The organism is Aliirhizobium wenxiniae, assembly GCF_019511445.1.
GTDB classification, from domain to species: domain Bacteria; phylum Pseudomonadota; class Alphaproteobacteria; order Rhizobiales; family Rhizobiaceae; genus Neorhizobium; species Neorhizobium wenxiniae_A.
The window spans coordinates 1-21,391 of sequence record NZ_JAEUAN010000022.1 but is presented as its reverse complement, the minus strand read 5'-3'; the positions used below and the strand labels follow the sequence as shown (position 1 = coordinate 21,391).

Below are 21,391 nucleotides of genomic sequence, written 5' to 3'. Positions count from 1 at the left end.
ATCCATGACCGAAAAACTCGTTATCATCGGCAATGGCATGGCGCCCGGCCGCATGCTGGAACACCTGTTCGAACAAGCGCCCGATCGCTACAGCGTCACGATCTTTAACGCCGAGCCACGGGTCAACTACGACCGCATCATGCTGTCGCCGGTCCTATCCGGCGAAAAGACGTACGAGCAGATCGTCATCCATGGCGACGGCTGGTACATCGATCATGGCATCACGCTCCACAAGGGCCAACGGGTCGTCGCGATCGACAGGGCAACCAAGACTGTCACCTCCGACCACGGCGTGACCGAAAGCTACGACAAGCTGGTGATCGCCACCGGCTCCGTCCCCTTCATCATTCCGGTCCCCGGCAATAATCTGCCTGGAGTTGTCAGCTATCGCGATCTCGACGACGTCGATGCCATGCTGCTTGCCGCGCAGTCACGCGAAAAGGCAGTCGTTATCGGCGGCGGACTTCTCGGCCTCGAAGCCGCAGCAGGTCTTGCCTTGCGCGGCATGGATGTGACCGTTCTGCACGTCAATCCGACTCTGATGGAACGCCAGCTTGACCCGGCAGCCGGTTACCTGCTCCAGACCGAACTTGAGCGGCGTGGCATAAAGATCATCTGTAAGGCCAACACCAAGGCTATTATCGGCGACGACAAGGTCGAGGGCGTGGAACTCGACAACGGGACGATCATTCCGGCAACGCTCGTCGTGATGGCGGTCGGCATTCGGCCGAGTGCGAGACTTGGCCGGGATGCCGGACTCGCGGTCAATCGCGGCATCGTCGTTGATGCCGGCATGCAGACATCCGATGGTGACATCTATTCCATCGGCGAATGCGCCGAAGTCGATGGCATGGTCTATGGCCTTGTCGCCCCGCTCTATGAAATGGCCCGCGTCGCGGCGGCGCATCTGGCCGGCGACGCCAGACCAGCCTTTGTGCATTCCGACACGCCCACCAAACTGAAGGTCACGGGTATCGACCTCTATTCGCTCGGGGATTTTGCCGATGGCGAAGACAGGCAGGAAATCGTCCTGCGCGATGCCACCGCCGGCGTCTACAAGCGGCTGGTGCTGAAGGACAATCGCATCATCGGCACGGTTCTTTATGGTGAGACCTCCGATGGTGCATGGTTCAACGACCTCAAGAAAAAGGCCGTCGACATTTCCGACATGCGCGACACGCTGATTTTTGGTCAGGCCTATCAGGGAGGGTCACCGCTGGACCCTATGGCGGCCGTTGCAGCCTTGCCGGATGATGCGGAAATCTGCGGCTGCAACGGCGTCTGCAAGGGCAAGATCACCTCGACGATTACTGCCAAGGGCCTCACCTCTCTCGATGAGGTTCGTGCCCACACCAAGGCTTCCGCCTCCTGCGGAACCTGTACAGGGCTCGTCGAACAGTTGATGAGCCTGACACTGGGCGATGCCTATAACCCCAAGGCGGTGCAGCCGATGTGCCCCTGCACCGAGCTTGGCCACGACGACGTGCGCCGCCTGATCAAGGCAAAGGGGCTGAAGACCATTCCGGCCGTCATGCAGGAACTCGAATGGAAGACCTCCTGCGGCTGCGCCAAGTGTCGTCCGGCGCTCAACTACTACCTCGTCTGCGACTGGCCGGACGATTATGCCGACGACTATCAGTCGCGCTTCATCAACGAGCGTGTTCACGCCAACATCCAGAAGGACGGCACCTATTCCGTCGTGCCGCGCATGTGGGGCGGCGTCACCAACGCGCAGGAGCTGCGGGCGATTGCCGACGTGGTCGATAAGTTCGAAATTCCGATGGTGAAGGTGACCGGAGGCCAGCGCATCGACCTTCTCGGCATCGAGAAGGAAGACCTGCCGTCCGTATGGGCCGATCTCGGGAAGGCCGGTTTCATCTCCGGTCAGGCCTATGCCAAGGGCCTGCGCACGGTGAAGACCTGCGTCGGTTCAGACTGGTGCCGCTTCGGCACGCAGGATTCGACCGGGCTCGGTATCCGCATCGAAAAGTTCATGTGGGGATCTTGGACACCGGCGAAACTGAAACTGGCCGTGTCCGGATGCCCTCGCAACTGCGCCGAGGCGACCTGCAAGGATATCGGCGTGATCTGCGTCGACTCGGGTTTCGAGATTCATTTCGCCGGCGCAGCAGGCCTCGATATCAAGGGAACCGAAGTGCTGGGCCTCGTCAGGACGGAGGATGAAGCTCTCGAGCATATCGTGGCGCTGACCCAGATGTACCGCGAGCAGGGCCGTTATCTCGAGCGTATCTACAAGTGGGCGAAGCGCGTCGGTTTGGACGAAATCCGCCGCCAGATCATGGAGGATCGTGACAAGCGCCAAGCCTATTACGAACGCTTCGTGTTCTCCCAAAAATTCGCTCAGGTCGATCCCTGGTCGGAGCGCGTCTCCGGCAAGGACAAGCACGAGTTCCGGCCCATGGCCTCGGTCGATTTTTCTCAGGCAGCGGAGTGAGACGATGGAGATGAACTGGCACCCGATCGGCGACATCACCGACATCCCGCTTCTCGGTGCGCGTTGCGTCAAGACGCCCTACCTGAAGATCGCCGTCTTCCGCACTGATGAACACGAGGTCTACGCGATCGAGAACCGCTGCCCGCACAAGGGCGGCCCGCTTTCGGAAGGCATCGTTCACGGCACCTCGGTCACCTGCCCACTGCACAACTGGGTCATCTCGCTCGAAACCGGAAAGGCACTGGGTGCCGACGAGGGCGAGGTGCGCACCATTCCGGTGAAGGTCGAGGACGGCAAGCTGTTCATCGCGCTGGAAAGCCTGATGCTCGCGGCTGCGGAATAGGTCGCCCATGTCCACAGAAACCAGGACGACCTGTCCCTATTGCGGGGTCGGCTGCGGCGTCATCGCCACGGTGACTCATGACGGCGACATCTCGGTAAAGGGCGATCCGGAACACCCGGCCAATTTGGGCCGGCTCTGCTCCAAGGGATCTGCTCTGGCCGAGACGATCGATCTCGACGGACGTGTGCTGTTTCCGGAAATCGGCGGGCAACGGGCGACGTGGGACACGGCGCTCGATCTCGTGGCGCGGAAATTCTCCGAAGCGATTTCTGAGCAAGGACCGGATTCCGTCGCCTTCTATGTTTCCGGACAATTGCTGACGGAGGACTATTACGTCGCCAACAAGCTGATGAAGGGCTTCATCGGCTCCGGCAATATCGACACCAATTCCCGGCTCTGCATGTCGTCCTCCGTTGCAGGGCATCGTCGCGCCTTCGGCTCCGACACCGTGCCGGGTATCTACAACGACCTGGAACTGGCGGAACTCGTTATCCTGACCGGTTCCAATCTCGCCTGGTGTCACCCCGTAATCTACCAGCGTCTTGCAGCGGCAAAGACCGCAAGGCCCGGGATGAAAATCGTCGTCATCGATCCGCGACGCACCATGACCTGCGATATTGCCGATCTGCATCTCGCGATCCGCCCAGATGGCGACGTGGCGTTGTTCCTAGGGCTGCTTGCGCATCTCGCCAAAGGCCCGGCTATCGACCAGACCTATATCGGTGCTCATACGGCAGGTTTCGCCGAGGCATTTGCCGCTGCATCAGCCGTCACTTTCGAGGACCTGCTCGACCGCACCGGACTGCCGGCCATGCAGATCCGCGAGTTTTTCCGGCTATTCGAAATGACGGAAAAGACGGTCACTTGCTACAGCCAGGGCATCAATCAGTCTTCTTCCGGCACCGACAAGGTCAACGCGATCATCAACTGCCATCTGGCGACCGGTCGCATCGGCCGTCCGGGCATGGGACCCTTCTCGTTAACCGGCCAGCCGAATGCCATGGGTGGGCGCGAAGTCGGCGGGCTTGCGAACATGCTCGCCGCCCATATGGCAATCGAGAGCACCGAGGATCGTGACCGGGTCCAACGCTTCTGGTCCTCACCGACGATCGCCACCAGACCCGGCCTGAAGGCTGTCGACATGTTCAAGGCCGTGGCCGACGGGCGCATCAAAGCGCTTTGGATCATGGCAACCAATCCGGTCGTATCCATGCCGGATGCGCATGCGGTCGAGGCTGCCATCAGGGACTGCCCCTTCGTCGTGGTCTCTGATATTCTGCACGATACGGATACGGCGCGTCACGCCGACGTCCTCCTCCCCTCACTCGGCTGGGGCGAGAAGGACGGAACGGTTACCAATTCCGAGCGTAGGATCTCCCGTCAGCGTCGTTTCCTGAAGTCTCCCGGCAATGCAAGACCCGACTGGTGGCAACTGGCAGGGGTCGCCCAACGCATGGGTCACTCCGGTTTCGATTATCGGTCCCAGGCAGAGATCTTTGCGGAACATGCAGCACTCTCATCCTTCGAGAATGAAGGCCTCCGCGATTTCGACATCGGCGCCCACGCCGCCATCAGTCAGGATGGTTACGATAGGCTTGCACCATTCCAATGGCCGCAACTCGCTGGAAAAGGCAATAACGAGACACGTTTCTTCGCGAATGGCGGCTTTTACCACGCTGACGGCAAGGCAAGGTTCGTTGCCGTCAACCCGTCTACGACGGACCGCACCAGCGCCAGCTATCCGCTTACTCTCAACACAGGCCGAATCCGTGACCACTGGCACACGATGACCCGCACCGGCAAAAGCGCGAGGCTCTCCGGCCACATCGCCGAGCCTTTCGCCGAAATCCATCCACGCGATGCGATCGATCTCGGAATTCGCGGCGCCGGCCTGGTGGAATTGCAAAGTCCACGTGGGACTGCGATCGTCCGCGCGCTGGTCACCGAACGTCAGGCTCGCGGCAATGTCTTCGTGCCCATGCACTGGAACGACCAATATGCCTCGAAGGCGCGCATCGATGCGCTGATCCCGCCGGTGGTCGATCCGTTCTCCGGCCAACCGGCTTCGAAAAATGTCGCCATTGCCGCCCGCCCCTTCCCGGCCGCCCTTTATGGCTTCGCTGTCTCGGCGGAAAAGCCATCGGTCACGGGCGCCGAATATTGGGCTTTGGCCAAAGCCGAAGGCGGCTGGAGGACTGAACTCGGATTCATCCAAGCCATCGAAGATTGGACAGACTGGTGCCGGGCCACGTTCGGCCTTAGCGCCGGCATAGAGCCGCTTGGTTATTCCGACGGGCAATCCGGCGATCTGCGACTGGCATTCTTTCGCGACGGCCGGCTTCTCGCAGCACTCTTCATCGCCAGACAGCCGGTCGCGGTAGCCCGCAACTGGGCGATCGCGCAGTTATCCGCGGACCATGGCGACATGCGCCGCCGGTTTTCGATCGTGGCTGGGAGGCCGGGTATGGACCAGCCTGATCCCGGCGCAACCGTCTGCTCCTGCTTCTTTGTCGGAACGAACCAGATCATCGAGGCTGTTCGCGGCGGTTGCCACAGCGTCAAGGCCGTTGGCGCACATACGAATGCCGGCACCAATTGCGGCTCCTGCCGCGCAGAAATCAGGGGGATCATCGATGGATGTCTTGCAGCAGCAGCGGAGTGACAGGACCGCGCGGATGGCGCCACTCGCCAAGCTTCCCGTTTTCTGGGCGCTCGAAGGAAAGGTCGTGATCGTGGCAGGCGGCTCGGATGCCGCCGCCTGGAAGGCGGAACTGCTGGCCGCCTGTGGCGCGACGGTCCATGTCCATGCCGAGCATCTTTGCGAGACGTTCGAAAAGCTGATCACCCGAGGCGCCGAACACCCCCAAGGCGGCTTTGTCCATCATGCCCATCTCTGGAATGATAGCATTTTTTCCGGCTCCACCATCGCCATCGCGGATTGCGAGGATGAAGAGGAAGCGAAAGCCTTTTTCGATGCGGCACGCGCTGCCGGTGTTCCGGTCAACGTCATCGACAAGCCGGCATTCTGCCAGTTCCAGTTCGGGTCGATCGTCAACCGCTCGCCGGTGGTTGTCTCCATCTCCACAGATGGCGCGGCCCCGATCCTGGCGCAGGCGATCCGGCGCCGGATCGAGACACTTCTACCGCTCTCGCTAAAAAGCTGGGCGAACCTTGCCCAATCATTGCGCGAGGCGATCAACGAAATGCTCCAACCGGGTGGCCAGCGTCGCGCTTTTTGGGAGCGTTTCATCGACCGCGCCTTTCGTGACAGGCCGGACGCAATGTCGGAGACAGAGCTACTAGGTGACGCCCGCCGGATTGCCTCTACTCCGTCGCGCATCGGTCATGTCACCCTTGTCGGCGCTGGCCCAGGAGATTCGGAACTCCTCACCCTCAAAGCCGTGCGCGCACTTCAGGCAGCCGATGTCATCCTGTTCGACGATCTCGTCTCCAACGAAGTGCTCGAACTTGCTCGCCGCGAAGCCAAACGGATGCTGGTCGGGAAGCGCGGCGGCCGAGAGAGTTGCCGGCAGGAGGACATCAACGACATGATGGTGAGATTTGCCAGGGCAGGCAAACGCGTTGTTCGACTGAAGTCGGGAGATCCTATGTTTTTCGGTCGCGCGGGCGAGGAAATTGCGAGCCTGAGAGAGCACGGCATTGCCGTCGACGTCGTGCCGGGCATTACGGCGGCAAGTGCCATGGCATCGCGTCTCGGCGTCTCGCTCACCCATCGCGACCACGCACAGGGCGTCCGTTTTATCACAGGTCACTCGCGTAAGGGCAGTCTACCGGAGAACCTTGATTGGACTTCACTTGCCGACAGAAACATGACCACGATCTATTACATGGCGGGACGTACTGCCGGCGAAATTGCTGAGAGACTGGTCAATGCGGGAATGACGGCGGATATGCCTGCCGCGATCGTCAGCAGCTTGACGCGGCCTAATGAGCAGCACTGGCACGGAGCGCTTCGCGATCTTGAGCGGGCAGTGGATGTGATTGGGTTGGACGAGCCAATATTGATCGGCGTCGGTGCGGTTTTCGGCAATCAAGCTGCAGTCGCCCGAAGATGTCAGTCCACGTTCAGAGTTGCCGGGAGATCGCGTGTGGCTTCCGACTATATATGACAATCCCGATCGTCAGCTAAGCTCTTGATAGGAGCTGAACCGACAACCCCGCTATCTTAATCAACCCAGTTCGCCACCCAGGAGTGGCTCGGGCGAATGGACACAGCTGACCGCAGGAGCAATCGTGAACCTAACGGTCACGGGTCAAGCGGGGATGCCTGGTTTCTGCGATCGGTCATGCCCGAGCGGTTTTAGCCCATTCGCCCATTGCGGTGGTGCGCAATTCGCAACTCAGCTGATTTGCGAGTTGGTGGGAGATCCGCCGGCCTAATGTGGGAATGGTGGTGCCGCCTCGGCCACAGCTTTGGCAACAAAAATGGTCGAACCCTGACCTTTGTCCCAATCATTCGTAAAAATCAGCAACTCATCCGTCCCGGGGCGGATGACCATCGAAGTGGAGCGCAGATTGTGCCCGTCATCTCGACCGGGCAGTAGGTATTGCCCGATAGCAAGACCAAGCGGGTTGAACACCATGATCCGCCCCTGACCATATATTGCGACATAGACATTCCCATCGGCATCGACGCGCACAGAATCTGGCCCGCCGCCGATGAAATTGTAGACGACAGATGATCCGAACGGTGCGACTGTGGTCGCATCCGCGAGGGAAATGCGATGTAGCTGGCCCCCTGCCAACTCTGTGACCCAAAGCGTCTTGCCATCGGGGCTAAGGCCAATGCCGTTGGCAATCCGCAGGTTCGGTACGACGACAACTGGCTTACCTCCGTCGGGTGCAACATAGTAGACGCCGCCGGAGGGTGTGCTGGAGCCACCCTTAAAGTCAGTGAAGTAGAAGCCGCCTCCCTTGTCGAAGACGAGGTCGTCCGGCAGAAAGCCGTCATCTCTCGAAACGATCGTCTGTACATCGGAGCCGTCGGGCGCCATGGAGACGACTGATCCGCGCGATTTGAAATCCCCGAGTTCTGCCATGTAGACACGACCCTCTTGGTGGACTGCCAGTCCCGCTGGGCGAAGCGTCTCGTTGGGTACGAAGCTCGAAAGTTGCTTTTCCGCAGTGAGGCGGAATACCGTTCCGCCGAAGACTTCGCAGAACAGCAAATCGCCTCTTGCATCGAATGTCGGGCATTCGAGCTGTATGCCCTTCTCGGAAACTTTGAAATATTCCCTGGCTTCGACCGATGGAAGTTCGGACTCCGCGACCGGCAATGGTACCACACCTTGCAGTGATCGGGGGATGTCCAGCGTCGGAAGCGTGGCATTCCCGTCAGCATGGGCTGCTGCACCGATGATCATCAGTGCAGCAGCCAGAGTTGAAACGTGCATAAGTCGGTTCATGGTTTTCTCCTCCCGTAGGTCAGTCGAACGACTGGATCAGATCATCCGATCAGCTTCAGGATCGCCGGAACACTGAGGATCGCGGCGTAGTAGCCCATGAACTGCACGCCGGTGTTCATGCCAAGCACGCGGTATAGCAGGCCTCCAACGAGACCGACTGTGACGATCACCAGCAGCGCGAGCAAGCCACCCTCCCAGAGGCCGATGACCAGGATGAGGCCGACAAAGGTCGCGATGATTGCCTCGTGGCTGATGTACTTGGCGACGAAGGCCGCTGCGCTGCGGGCGTGATTCATCGCGAACGGGTAGGCAATCGCCGCGGCGATGACGACGGAGATCAGTCCCCAAACCAGGAATTCGGAGACCGACATCATCGTGTGCAGGTTGTTGACGACGCCGGTTCCGGTATCGACCGTGAAGCGCGGCGGAGCGTTAAACAGCGGCGCCGCCGGACCAGCCGCGACAGGGCTCAGCGGTAGACCGAAGGCAATGAGCGGGATGAGCGCTTCTGCAATGTAAGTCGATTCGGTCACGCCGTTCCGGACCGCGAGCACCGAGGTAAGGCGATGGTACGCATGCTTGATGCGCGCGCCGACAATCTCGCCGGCAATGACGGTGACGGCCACAGGACTGAACACGAAGGTGGCGCTGGTGACGGTGGCGGCAGCTGCGGTCGTTACGACCTGACTACGGTCGAGCACCCGGAACGGGTTGGGGAAATATCCGCCCCAGCTCTTGACGTCCGGTGCAAGTGTCGTCTCCCGCGGCTTGCTGCGGTCCATGCGCTTGCGCTCAAGCGGCGACACCGCGGAGAAAAGTTCCGCAACCAAAGGACCGACGGCGATGCCGAGAAAGTAGCTGACGCCCAGCTTCACGTTATGCGTGGCCGTGAAGCCCTGCAATGCAACGATCATCAGCGTGAACGGAATGAGCGCCAGGACGGATGCCCAGCGACCGGCCGAAAAATAGGCGATGATGAGAGCGGCGCCGATGAAGAGCCATGGAGCAGAGGCTGTGATATAGGTTCCGAAAGGAGCAAGGATGACGGCGAACAACACCGCCAACGGCACGGCTATAAATGCCGATATGACGGAGCCTGCCAACATCTTGCGTAGCGCTACATGTGGTGCGCCAAGATTGCGCAGAGCTGTTGCCTGCTGAAGAAGTGGTAATGCGAGCGTGTCACCGGGGATCCCTAACAGTGCTGTTGGCACCGCATGCGTCATGTGCTTGGAAACGGCGGCACACATCCAGAAGGTGAAGACGGCCACGGGTGGCGCACCCAATAGGACGACGAGTAGCGTGACCGGAGCGATCGTCGTTGTTTCGTCCGTCCCAGAGATCAGGCCGATGGCGGAAAACAGGATTGCTCCGAGAAGGCCGAGAGAAACGGCCATGATGATTTCATAAAGCATACCGTCCATGTCACTCCCCCCGTGTCCCGGCGCCGCGCCGATCCTGATAGTTCTTGAACAGGTCGTAGAGCCCGACCTCGCGCATTTCCTGCGCAACCTCGGCGGGAAGGCCTTCCACGCGACCGATCGGGCCCCCTTCCTGCTCAAGCTGCTCCAAGATGTCGGACTGCCAGTCCGTGCCCGTCTGAACCTGCTCCACCACCACACGTTTCGGTGAAAACATCCGCGAGCAGACTGCTCCGCTGACAACCGAACCAACGATGCCGGCAAGCATTGCAAGCGCCTTGCCTACGGCCGGCGTGGCAGCCATCGGCGCAATCGTCGCGAGCGTGGCGTAGTAGACCGCAACGCTCAATATGGCGCCAATGATCATGGCCTTGCCGAGCTGCGGGCGAGACACGACGTCTCCCCACACCTCGGCAAGCTGACCGTGCGGGCCGGCGGCGCGCACCAAATTCTGTTCTGTCATCAATAACCTCCCCAGATGTCGGCCTATCGGCCGGAAAAATTGCCAGCAATGCTGGGCAGCCGGGCAAACTCCTCCCTTGCCCGGCTTGCAATGTCAGTCCTATTTGCGCAGTTCGGCCAGGATTTCCTCTGCCCGGGCCGAGCGAACGTCATGGTCGGCAGCCAGTCGGCGTGCAACGACGTCGATCTCAACACCGGCGGCACCGGCACCGATTGCGATGTTGCGCGCATGCAGCGCCATGTGGCCGCGCTGGATACCTTCGGTCGCAAGCGCCCGCAGAGCCGCCATGTTCTGAGCAAGCCCCACCGCGACTGTGACTTCCGCGAGCTCCACGGCGGAGGCGACGTTGAGGATCTGCAAGGCAGCCTGCGCCGAAGGATGCGTCTTCGTTGCACCGCCTACCAGGCCGAGCGCCATCGGCATCTCGATCGTACCGACCAACGTTCCCTTGGCGCTGATTTCCCACGTCGTCAGTGAGGTGTAGCGACCAGAGCGCGCGGCATAGGCATGAGCACCAGCCTCGATCGCCCGCCAATCGTTGCCTGTCGCGACGACGACAGGGTCGACCCCATTCATGATACCCTTGTTATGCGTCGCTGCCCGGTAGGGATCGACGGCGGCGAATTCGTATGCGTCGACGATCCCCTCCATCATCCGACGGCCCGAAAAATCCTTCGTCACCAGGGCTTCTTCCGTCAGCTCGAGACGAGCTCTTGCAAGCCTCAGGTCCGCAAGATTCGACAGAATGCGAAGCCGAACCTCGCCTCCGGTGATCCGCTCGACAATCGGTGCAATGGCTTCCGCCATCGTGTTCACGGTATTGGCGCCCATTGCGTCACGGACATCGACCAGAAGATGCAATACGACCATCGGCCCGCGGGATGTCGACGTGAAGACATGTACCTCGATGTCGCGGCAGCCGCCGCCAAACTTCACGAGGACCGGATCCTTGGAGTTGGCGAAAGCGATGATCTCATCGCGCGCGGCAAGGATAGCCAGGCGCGCACCGTTCGGATCCGAGAGGCCAACAATCTGGACCTGGGCGCGCATGATTGGAGCGGTCGACGAGGTCTGGAAACCGCCACAGCCGCGGACGATACGTGCCATATAGGAAGCTGCAGCAACCACTGAGGGTTCTTCGACCGCCATGGGCACCAGATATTCCTGGCCATTGACGAGAAAATTCGTCGCCACGCCGAGAGGAAGCTGGAATGTCCCGATAACATTCTCGATCATTCCATTGGCACGCTCGACGGACAGGGCGTCCTGTGCCGACAAAACGGCGCGTGCGCTCTCATCCATTTCAGTTGCCGCGGCAACCTGTCCGAGCCGCTCGGCAGGCGAGAGGTTTCGCATATTTTCGATACGCGATGTTGCGGTCTTTTTCGTCAATGGCTCACTCCCAAACCAAAACATAATCTTGCGTGTGCGGCAAACTGTCCTAGAATGCTTGCGTCGAGCAAGGGACAGTTGGCAGAATTATTGCATGTACTGTCCCAGCCGAAAGGTGGGACGATTGGTTAAGGTAGTCGATAACATCGTTGCGGTCGTGAGCGGGCAGATCGCCAGTGGACTTTATAAAGCTGGCCAGAAATTGCCTTCCGTTCGGGGAGGAGCCGATCAATTCGGGGTTTCCAAAAACACGATGGCGGAAGCCTATGACCGGCTCGTTGCCCGCGGACTCGCAACTGCGCGACAGGGTTCCGGCTACTACGTTTCGGAGAATCGTCCGGCGCCGGTCGCGCGTATAAGGCCCGACGTTACGGAAGCGACCGGCATCATGTCGCTATTGCGGGAACAGCTCGACCAGAATTATCAGACACGCCCGGGCGATGGTCGGCCCCCCGCCAGTTGGACCGAGGATGCCGACATGCGCCGCATCCTGCGCACGAGCCGCAACGCGAGTGCGGAAGTGGATTTCGGCTACGGCAGTTCCTGGGGGCTCGGGGCGCTTCGGGAATGGCTTCGGGTCTCGCTCGCTGAGCGATCCATCGCGACCGAACCGGATGGCGTAATGCTGACAAGCGGCGTCAATCACGGACTGGATTTGATCATTCGGCATTTCATTGAGCCCGGCGACACGGTATTCGTCGACAGCCCTGGATATTATCCTCTTTACGCCAAGCTTCGGCTGGCCAAGGCAAACGTGGTTTCCATCAGGCGGCTGCATGACGGCCCTGATCTTGACGAGCTTCGCCAGAAGCTCGCTCACCATCGGCCAAAATTGTTTTTTACCCAGAGCCAGGCGCACAACCCGACCGGAGGCACCCTGACGCCCGCCCATGCCTTCGCCCTTCTGCAACTGGCGGAAGTCCACGATTTCCGCCTGGTTGAGGACGATATCTTCGCTGACCTGATCGCTGCGACCTTGCCTCGGCTCGCAGCTTTCGGTCAGCAACAACGAGTTCTCTATGTTGGATCTTTCTCGAAAACGTTGTCGGCAAGTCTGCGGTGTGGCTATGTCGCAGGCGCCCCCGAGACGATCCGCAGTCTGGTTGACCTGAAGATGATTACGATGGTTGCCACGTCCCTACATGTCGAGCGGGTCGTTCTTGAGATGATCGAGAGTGGTCAGTATCTCAAGAACTTAAGGCGCCTGCGCGGATGGATCGAGGATGGCGCAAAGGCGACCGCGCAAGCTCTCACAGCCGTTGGTTTGGAACTCTCACTTCCGAAAGTGCAGGGCTTCTACATCTGGGTGCCGCTTCCGGCGGCGTTGGATGAAGGCGCTTTCTGTCTACGGGCAGCAAAGGCCAACATCTTCATCGCACCGGCAAGTGTCTTTTACGCCGATCGTGAGACAGCCATGCCGCCGGCTATGCGGGTCAACGTAGCCTACGGCGCAGATCCGCGCTTCGGCGCTTTTCTGAAAGACGAAATTTCAATGCTGACGGGTGATGGAGGAGACGATGGGTAAGGTTCGACTGGTCGAAGTGGGGCCGCGTGACGGACTGCAGAATGAGGTCCGCCCGCTCAGTGTCGCTGATCGCGTGGAGATGATCGACGGCCTAATCGAGGCGGGTCTGACCACAATCGAAGCCGGCAGTTTCGTTTCGCCGAAATGGGTGCCGCAGATGGCTGGATCTGCCGAAGTTTTGGCATCGCTTGGACGCCGCGAAGGGGTCAACCTGCCGATGCTCGTTCCGAATTTCAAGGGTTTCGAAGCTGCCCGCGATGCCGGAGCCCGGGAAATCGCAATTTTCGCTTCGGCTTCCGAGAGCTTTTCGCAAAAGAACATCAATTGCTCGATCGATGAGAGCTTCGAACGTTTTGTGCCGGTTCTAGAGGGCGCACAAGAAGCCGGAATGCGCGTTCGCGGCTACGTGTCGTGCGTACTTGGTTGCCCCTACGAAGGCCAGGTCGCGCTGAGTTCCGTAGTCAGCGTTGCCAGCCGTCTACATGCGATGGGCTGCTATGAAATCTCGCTTGGAGACACAATCGGTATCGGGACGCCTAAAGCTGCGGCTACTATGGTACGGGCCGTCGCTGGGGAAATACCCGTTTCGGCGATAGCGCTACACGAGCACAATACTTACGGACAAGCTCTCGCCAATATCTTAGCCTGTCTCGAAGAAGGAGTGGCTGTGTTCGACAGCTCGGTGGGCGGACTCGGCGGATGCCCTTATGCGAAGGGTGCAACGGGTAATGTCGCTACAGAGGAACTCGTCTTTATGCTCGAGGGGATAGGGATCCCGACTGGCATCGATCTTTCGAGGCTTGCGCGTGTTGCGGTTGAAACTGCTGAAAAACTTGGGCGTGAACCAGTCTCGCCGATTTCAAAAATTCTAGGCGGTCAGCACTAATACCTCTATGCTGCACCGCCATGGCCGGCAACGGAGCAACTCATATCGTGGAGCGCCCGAGGTTTGATCGACGTCTCATAGACCTTACAGTTGGGCGATAAAGAAATGCGATCCGCTTGTCGGCATCAAGCATGCGCTGGTGTCGCTCTAGCTCAAAACAGTTTCCGGTTTCGTTCGACCTTGGCGTACGATTTCGGACTGCTCTTGTTCCGGCCCCAATTACTCCAGTTTGCGAGTTCATCTCATCGGGGCTATGCTGCGTTTCCCGGTCGGTAGCCTGTATCTATTTGTCCCTCGGTTGTAACCACCATAGTTTCGAACAGGTGGATGCGATGGAAAGGAGCCTGCTCCGCTACATCTGGAGGCATACCTGTAGGCAACAGCTTTGGATCCTGCTTGTCGTAGCGGCATCCATGGTGCCATTTTTTTTGGCCTTCGACCTGCCGAAGCAGATCATCAATGGTCCAATTCAAGGTAACGGCTTTGAAGCACCGGATGAGCGGCAGCCGTTTTTCCGGATTACCTATGACCTTCCAGTGATCGAGCGCGGGGAATTTTTCACAGGCATAGATCTCGATCGTCAGCAGACGCTAATGGCGCTGAGTGCGATATTCCTGCTTCTGGTGCTGATAAACGGGCTCTTTAAGTTTTACATCAATACCTACAAGGGCAGGCTCGGCGAACGGATGTTGCGTCGTATCCGGTTCGAACTCGTCGACAGGGTACTGCGCTTTCCTCCCAATCATTTTAAACGGCTCAAATCCGCCGAAATCACCAGCATCGTCAAGGATGAGGTGGAGCCACTGGGCGGTTTTACAGGCGACGCATTCGTCCTACCTGCTCTTCTTGGTGGTCAGGCGCTGACGACGCTCTGTTTCATCATCGTTCAGAATGTGTGGCTTGGTATGATCACCGCCGGCATCGTGGGCATACAGCTAAGCATCATACCGCGGATGCGCCGAAGGGTGCTGGAGCTCGGGCGCTTGCGCCAATTGACTGCCCGCGAGTTTTCGGGCCGTGTCAGCGAAATCGTCGACGGCATCGGAGCAGTCCACAGCAACGACACTTCCAATCTCGAACGCGCCGACATCGCTTGGCGCCTCGGGCGGATCTTCTCGATCCGATACGACCTCTATCAGTGGAAGTTTTTGGTAAAGTTCGTCAACAATCTGTTCGCTCAGGTCACGCCGTTCATTTTCTATGCCTTCGGCGGCTATTTCGTTTTGATTGGAAAGCTCGACCTTGGCCAGCTCGTTGCCGTTATCGCCGCTTACAAGGATCTTCCAAGCCCATTGAAGGATCTTATTGACTGGGATCAGGCACGGCAGGACGTGCAGATAAAATACGCGACAGTATGCGACCAATTCAGCGTCGAACCGCTTATAGCGCAATCGGTTCAAGCTCTTGCAGGTGGTCCGGCTTCAAGACTGGAGAGCTCCATCATCATCAGCAACCTCACACTCGTCGACGATAGTGGAGCGAAGTTGCTGGATGAGGTTTCGACCGAGATCAAGCCCGATGAGACGATCGCACTCGTTGGTGCCGCCGGCAACGGAGCAGAAGCATTTGCAGAAGCCCTCGCTCGTCTCATCTGGCCTGAATTTGGCAGCATCTCGATTGGTGGCCAGGACCTGCTCGATATGCCGGAATCGATCACAGGACGGCGTATCGCCTATGCTTCAGGCGAGCCGTTTTTGCTGCATGGCAGTTTGATGGACAATCTGCTTTATGGGCTGAAAAATGCTCCCAGGCCAGATGCGGCGGCGAAAGACGAGCAGCTTATTGAAACAGAGCGTTATGCCATCGAGGCACGCTTGGCAGGAAATGTCGATTTCTTGCCGCATCGGAATTGGATCGACTACCAGGCTGCGGGAGCCGATGGACTGGATGATCTTCTCCATAAGGCTCTGCCGACACTCGAAGACTTGCAGATATCGAACGATATTTTCGGGCTTGGATTGCGCTCCACGATCGATACGAAAGAACAGCCGACTATTGGCGAGAGGATCATCGAACTCCGCGGCTCGCTGCGCAAGCGTCTGGTAGACAAGCAACTTGACGATATGCTCATACCGCTCGACTTCGATCGCTACAACATACAGGCGAGCGTCGGAGAGAACCTACTCTTCGGAACCTGGAGCCAGGGGACGTCCTCTGACTTGGCCATGATCACACATCCCTGTTTCCAGCACGTTTTACATTCGACCGGCCTCGACCGTAGCCTCTATGGCATGGGCTTTGAGATCGCTGAAACAACCATTGAACTCTTCCGCGACGTGGCACCCCAGCATTCCTTCTTTCGCAGGCTGACATTTATGGCAGCGGAAGAAATTCCGTTCTATCAGGCAAGGCTGTCACGATGCCGCGGGCTTCGCTTTGAGCACATTCCCCGTGAAGATCGCGCATCGATTATCGCTCTGAGCCTGGCTTATATCGAACCCATTCACCGCTTCGGCATTCTCACCGAGCCGCTGATGAATCAGCTTGTGGCCGCGCGGAAACTCTTTCATACCGACATTTCCGATGACATAGCAAAACTGATTGACGTGCATGATCCCGAGCGGGTTACTGCATCGGCGACGTTACTCGACAATGTGCTTTTCGGACGCATCGCCTCTCAGGTGGCCGACGCCGACGCCCATATTCAGGCCATTGTAACGGAGCTGTTTCGCGCGGCGGGCCTTTATGAGAATGTCTTGTCGCTCGGTCTACAATTTGACGTTGGCGCTGGAGGAAAACGCCTTTCTCTTGCACAGCGGCAAAAACTCAATCTTGCTCGTGCGTTGATGAAACGCTCGGACTTCACTATATTCAACAGGCCTTTGTCGGCACTCGACCAGCGGGTTGACGAAGAGATTACGCGGGGCATCGTCCAACGGCGAAACGACGCGGAGCATGCCTCTACTATTCTCTGGGTCCTTTCCGATCCGCGTGTGGCGCAAATTTTCGATCGGGTCCTATTTTTTCAGCGCGGATCGCTGATGGGCAATGGGAGCTATTTTGAACTAGCGCAGTCAAATGCTGCGTTTCGAGATTTCCTGGAGTTACCCTCCGACCATCTATGAACATCGAGATGCTAGAGAAAGATATCGTGCCGGAGAGACTAAATTGCTCAGCGATGAAGTCCAGACTTTGAGGGAAGTACCCATTTTTTCAAGTGTCGAGCCGGCTAAGCTGAAGCTGCTCGCTTTTGCTTGCGACCGCATGACCTACCGGAAAGGCCAGGATCTCTTCCGTCAAGGTGATCAAGGCGATGCCGCCTTTGTGTTGCTGTCTGGCACGGCAGACGTAATCGTATCATCTGCCTCCGGAGATGTGATCGTCGCGGAAGTTGGCCGCAATGCGGTTGTTGGCGAGATGTCTGCCCTTTGTAATGTTCCACGCACGGCAACTGTACGTGCGACGTCGAAACTGGAAGCACTGCGCATTTCCAATGATCACTTTCTAGCGTTGACTGGCGAGTTTCCCACCGTTGCTTCGGAGATCATGCGCACGCTTGTGACGCGGTTGAGCAAAACAACTACCGAGCTCGTCAATGCGCGCCTGCCGCCCGCACCAGACTGACCGATAGCGAAGATCGCTCGCCACCTTCTGGAGGCATCGGTTGCTTGAAAAGCTGATAACTGCTATATTTCGCTTTCTTGATTTATTGAATGCGGCGTGCAGCGGGGAGTGCGCCTGAAGCTCTCCCGGCCAAGGAGGGTTGTGCCGTGGTCTTCGCTAAATCGATGTTTCTACTGGTTGGTCTATCGGCCAATCTGGCGGTCGCAGGTCAGCTGCACGAGGCTGCACGGAATGGGAACCTGGCGCTTCTGACGAAGGCTCTCGACGCGGGAGACAATGTATCGGATGCAGATGAGGCCGGAGATTCGCCTCTCATCCTGGCGTCGCTAAGTGGAAATGCCGACGCCGTAGGTTTGATACTCGCCCGCGGTGCGGATATCGCCGGTCGCAACAAAAGCGGTCTTACTGCACTGCACGCCGCCGCCTATGCCGGAAACCTCGACGTAGTGAAACGTCTTGTTGCTGAGGGGGCTGCCATCAACGACACCCAAAATTTCTACCACATGTCCGCCCTTCACGCAGCGGCAGAAGAAGGTCATGCGGATGTCGCCGCGTTTTTGGTTGCCAACAAGGGGAATGTCGAGGCGGTGGAGAGGAATGGCTATACGCCGCTTACGCAAGCCGGGTGGCGCGGATATTGGGATGTCGGCGAGTTGCTAATGAAGGCGGGCGCGACATGCCAGAAGGCTGAACTCGTCGGTGAACCACTCTACCGGGAGTGCATGAAACGGAAGTCGCCCTGAGATGACTTGAGAGCGACATCGGGAGGGACCTCATGTCTACGAACTGGAAAATGCGTCATCTTTGCCTGGCTACGTTGGCAGCTTTTGCCTCGCTGGCGCAAACCGCAGCTGGCGAAGAGTTTGTGAATACGGGCTATTTTGGCAATGTGGCGATCAAGGGATATGATCCGGTTGCCTATTTCGTCGATGGCAAGGCAGTCGAAGGGAACGTCCAATATTCTCATCGCTGGTTGGGAGCGATCTGGTATTTTGCCAGTGCCGAGCACCGGGATCTTTTCGTCAAGGAACCTTCCCGCTATGCCCCTCAATACGGTGGATACTGTGCGGATGGTGTCTCGTTCGGGACGGTAACGACCAATGTCGATCCGCGCGCTTGGCGCATCATAGATGGCAAACTCTATATCAGTTATGATCCCGGCGCGGCCGAAGGCATGGAGACAAACAAGTCAAAGGTGCCGGAATCGCGAAAACACTGGGCCGATGTCCAGCAGACGCTCATATCCGAGAAGATCCAGAAACAGTGGCAATGACGTCGTTGTAATCAGCGCGCTTTTTCCTCGAGCGAAAAATACTGCAGCGATCGCGGAGTGATGTGGACATACGCGAAATTGGCCATCCCCGTGTTCACGTTACGATATACGGTGCCGCACACTAGGCGATCCAGAAAATAGCCCTCGAATTTCTCGCATAATTTATCGCCCTTGATTTCGGCAGTACCGGTAATGCTCGTGTTGGCGCTGCGGTAAGCCGTCTTTCCGTCCGAGCTGAAATACTGGAGGAATTCGGACCCGTTTCGATGCCTGCCAATCCATGTTTGATTGTCGATCAAGGCCCGCAAATCCGCCCCTGTTATACGATCCCGGTCATGCCCCTCGAAGCCGAATGGCCAATCCGGAATGCCGGCTGATTTGAGCGCGGTTAAATGATGGTCGAGATCTTCGTCTGCCCAATAGTCATAGAGATACCGATAATAGCTCAAATTGCTTTCCGGAAAGAGCCCAAGCAACCGTGTCGCCTCCTCTCGTGCACGCGTTTTGTCGCCAATATTTGCGTAGGCTGCAGCAAGATATTCTCGGGCCGGCTCAGTTCTCGGAAGGCTCATCAACGCGGCCTCGATTAGCGGGATCGCAGAACTATCCTGTCGCGCGGTATAAAATACGATCCCGGTGAGCAGCTTGAACCCAGGCGCTGGTGAGGGATCGAGCCGGAGCGCCGTCTCGATTGTGGAAACGGCCTCGTCAGGCGAGCCTGTATGCGCCTGAATGAGCGCAAGATTGGCAAGTGCTTCTGCGTCGTTGGGTTGGGCCGCTATCGCGTTGTTGGCCGACGCAAGCGCTTCGCCACCGTGGCCATCGACCCATTGCAGTAACGCGAGGACCGTATGCGCTCGGGAGTTTCCGGGGTCCAATTTCAGCGCCTGTCCCGCCGCGTCATAGGCAATCTTTCGCGCAACCGCGGCGGACCACAAAAAGTTATAGTCGTTACGCCAGACATCGACTGCGACCCGGGCTATCCCGGCATAGGCGTTTGCAAAGCGCGGATCGAGCTCGATTGCCTTTTGATAGAAGGACAATGTCCGCCGATACGTATCAACATCGCCATAAATGAACCCCTCATGTTGGGCCCGCATGTAATAGTCATAGGCCTCCAGATTGTCGGTGGGCAGACGGGCAAGCTGTTGCTGTTCGCCTTTGCTTAACTTGACCGAGAGCGCCGTTATGATCCGTCCGATCACATCATCCTGAACTGCGAACAAATCCGCATATTGGCGGTCGTATTTTTCGGCCCAGATTGACAGGCCTGTCATCGCCTCTATCAACTTGGCATTGATCCTCAGACGTGGTCCGTCGCGCTGCAACGTTCCCTCAAGTACATACCGGACCCCCAGCGCAGACGCTACTTCCTGGATCGTACGGGATTTTTCGCGGGCATCCGAGACGGAATGCTGCGCGACCACGAAGAGGCCGGAAACCTTTGAGAGCTCGGTTATGAGGTCATCGGTCAGACCTTCGGCCAAGTGATCGCGCGTCGTCTCCCGGCTCACATTGGTGAAGGGTAGAACCGCGACAGATGGCTTGTCCGGCAAAGGGTAGGCATATTGCCGCTTTGGCTGTGCATCAAACAAAGTGGGCTGCCCATGCCACCATGTCAGGCTGACCACTGCCAGCAGTCCCCCGATTATGGTGATGGCAACCGGTATGCGCCTGCGCAATAGAAACCTGGCTGCTGGAAATGGTCTTAGTTTCGGCCCCTCAGACAGAACACGGTACACCTTGATGGGCTCGGTGAGCCCCTTGAATTTTCGACGTCCCAAAGACTTGTATTCAACATTGATCTTGGATCTGACCTGATCGTAGGCGGAACCGGATATCACGATGCCGCCTGGCATTGACAACACCTCAATACGGTCGGCGATATTGACGCCTTGGCCGTGCACATCATCGCCCTCGACAAGAACATCCCCGAGGTTGATGCCAATGCGGAATTGCAGTTGCGCAGGCCCAACAGAAGAATGGCCCTGCCCCCTCTTCTGCCTCTGGACATCGATCGCGCAACGAAGAGCGTCAACGACGCTGTGAAATTCCACGAGGAGGCCGTCACCCATCATCTTCACGAGCCGGCCATTGTAATCGTCGATAGCGGGGACCCAAATATTGTCCGTGTCGGACCTGAATTTTGCGCGCGTCTCTTCTTCGTCGATTTCGCTGAGATGGCTGTAACCGACGACATCTGCGATCAGGATGGCGGCGAGACGACGTTCCATGCGTCCTCCCAATGTCCATAAAGATTACAACAAACGGAATCTCGGAACCACTGGCTATCTGTGCGGCAGCATATGCCCTATCGCTGACGGAACCATATGGTTGCCCCGCTTTCCTAAAAAGAAGCGCTGCCGCAAGTTAGCGTACCAGACTGGAATATAGCCAAAATCATAAAGGAGCGTATGGCGTCTCCAATCTCTGCCCAGTTCGTGCTGAGTACCGCCGCAATTCAATCTTCTTAAGTCCCATTTGATGTGCTTGTGTCATGGCCTAACCCATTTGGGTGTAATGGCCCCATAAATATCCGGACACGATCTCCCACTTAACAAGTGTGCGAGGTAATGTGCCCATTATGACCAGTCACAGTCCTAAGATAGAAGTCCTGTCCGGCCCTGAGCGCCGCCGTCGCTG

15 protein-coding genes are annotated in these 21,391 nt (G+C 58.1%); 10 read left to right on the top strand and 5 right to left on the bottom strand.

Features of this window, described 5'->3' with window-relative positions:
- Positions 1 to 4: 4 nt before the first annotated feature.
- Genes nirB through cysG form a run of 4 tightly spaced genes read left to right on the top strand, consistent with a single transcriptional unit; the run spans position 5 to position 6,928 of the window.
- On the top strand, positions 5 to 2,455 hold the full coding sequence (gene nirB, locus JNB91_RS23255) for a nitrite reductase large subunit NirB (RefSeq protein WP_220327865.1): 2,451 nt from the start codon (positions 5 to 7) through the stop codon (positions 2,453 to 2,455).
- Positions 2,456 to 2,465: 10 nt separating this feature from the next.
- Complete coding sequence (gene nirD / locus JNB91_RS23250; protein WP_220327956.1) at positions 2,466 to 2,798, top strand: nitrite reductase small subunit NirD; 333 nt, start codon at positions 2,466 to 2,468, stop codon at positions 2,796 to 2,798.
- 7 nt (positions 2,799 to 2,805) lie between these two features.
- Positions 2,806 to 5,460: a nitrate reductase gene (locus tag JNB91_RS23245; protein WP_220327864.1), complete on the top strand. Its 2,655-nt coding sequence runs from the start codon at positions 2,806 to 2,808 to the stop codon at positions 5,458 to 5,460.
- Positions 5,432 to 6,928 (top strand): siroheme synthase CysG, encoded by a 1,497-nt coding sequence (cysG, locus tag JNB91_RS23240; RefSeq protein ID WP_220327863.1) that lies wholly within the window; start codon positions 5,432 to 5,434, stop codon positions 6,926 to 6,928. Before JNB91_RS23245 ends, cysG begins: the two co-directional genes overlap by 29 nt.
- Before the next feature lie 267 nt (positions 6,929 to 7,195).
- Here the strand turns inward: cysG and JNB91_RS23235 are convergent, their stop codons facing one another.
- The 4 genes from JNB91_RS23235 to JNB91_RS23220 form a co-directional block, all read right to left on the bottom strand.
- Positions 7,196 to 8,182, bottom strand: coding sequence for an SMP-30/gluconolactonase/LRE family protein (locus JNB91_RS23235; protein WP_223218339.1), 987 nt, complete (start codon positions 8,180 to 8,182; stop codon positions 7,196 to 7,198).
- A gap of 83 nt (positions 8,183 to 8,265) precedes the next feature.
- A complete protein-coding gene (locus JNB91_RS23230; RefSeq protein ID WP_220327861.1) occupies positions 8,266 to 9,648 on the bottom strand; it encodes a tripartite tricarboxylate transporter permease in 1,383 nt (460 codons plus the stop codon).
- A gap of 1 nt (position 9,649) precedes the next feature.
- Positions 9,650 to 10,108 (bottom strand): hypothetical protein, encoded by a 459-nt coding sequence (locus tag JNB91_RS23225; protein WP_220327860.1) that lies wholly within the window; start codon positions 10,106 to 10,108, stop codon positions 9,650 to 9,652.
- Between the two features lie 99 nt (positions 10,109 to 10,207).
- Positions 10,208 to 11,500: a hydroxymethylglutaryl-CoA reductase, degradative gene (locus tag JNB91_RS23220; protein ID WP_223218338.1), complete on the bottom strand. Its 1,293-nt coding sequence runs from the start codon at positions 11,498 to 11,500 to the stop codon at positions 10,208 to 10,210.
- A 94-nt stretch (positions 11,501 to 11,594) separates the two neighbouring features.
- Here JNB91_RS23220 and JNB91_RS23215 point away from each other — a divergent pair, with 94 nt between their 5' ends.
- The 6 genes from JNB91_RS23215 to JNB91_RS23190 all read left to right on the top strand — a co-directional run bounded on the left by JNB91_RS23215 (position 11,595) and on the right by JNB91_RS23190 (position 18,748).
- On the top strand, positions 11,595 to 13,025 hold the full coding sequence (locus JNB91_RS23215; protein ID WP_220327858.1) for an aminotransferase-like domain-containing protein: 1,431 nt from the start codon (positions 11,595 to 11,597) through the stop codon (positions 13,023 to 13,025).
- On the top strand, positions 13,006 to 13,911 hold the full coding sequence (locus tag JNB91_RS23210) for a hydroxymethylglutaryl-CoA lyase (protein WP_223218337.1): 906 nt from the start codon (positions 13,006 to 13,008) through the stop codon (positions 13,909 to 13,911). The genes JNB91_RS23215 and JNB91_RS23210 overlap by 20 nt, the downstream gene beginning before the upstream one ends.
- A 332-nt stretch (positions 13,912 to 14,243) precedes the next feature.
- Positions 14,244 to 16,976: an ABC transporter transmembrane domain-containing protein gene (locus tag JNB91_RS23205; protein WP_220327857.1), complete on the top strand. Its 2,733-nt coding sequence runs from the start codon at positions 14,244 to 14,246 to the stop codon at positions 16,974 to 16,976.
- 43 nt (positions 16,977 to 17,019) lie between these two features.
- Positions 17,020 to 17,475 carry a Crp/Fnr family transcriptional regulator gene (locus JNB91_RS23200; protein WP_223218336.1) on the top strand — a complete coding sequence of 152 codons (456 nt, stop codon included), beginning with the start codon at positions 17,020 to 17,022 and terminating at the stop codon, positions 17,473 to 17,475.
- 164 nt (positions 17,476 to 17,639) lie between these two features.
- Positions 17,640 to 18,218: an ankyrin repeat domain-containing protein gene (locus tag JNB91_RS23195; RefSeq protein WP_223218350.1), complete on the top strand. Its 579-nt coding sequence runs from the start codon at positions 17,640 to 17,642 to the stop codon at positions 18,216 to 18,218.
- Between the two features lie 50 nt (positions 18,219 to 18,268).
- Positions 18,269 to 18,748 (top strand): YHS domain-containing (seleno)protein, encoded by a 480-nt coding sequence (locus tag JNB91_RS23190; RefSeq protein WP_430736357.1) that lies wholly within the window; start codon positions 18,269 to 18,271, stop codon positions 18,746 to 18,748.
- Between the two features lie 11 nt (positions 18,749 to 18,759).
- On the opposite strand, the gene JNB91_RS23185 is transcribed toward JNB91_RS23190, so the two are convergent.
- Entirely contained in the window at positions 18,760 to 20,982 is a 2,223-nt protein-coding gene (locus tag JNB91_RS23185) for an adenylate/guanylate cyclase domain-containing protein (RefSeq protein ID WP_220327854.1), read from the bottom strand.
- Positions 20,983 to 21,391: the final 409 nt, after the last annotated feature.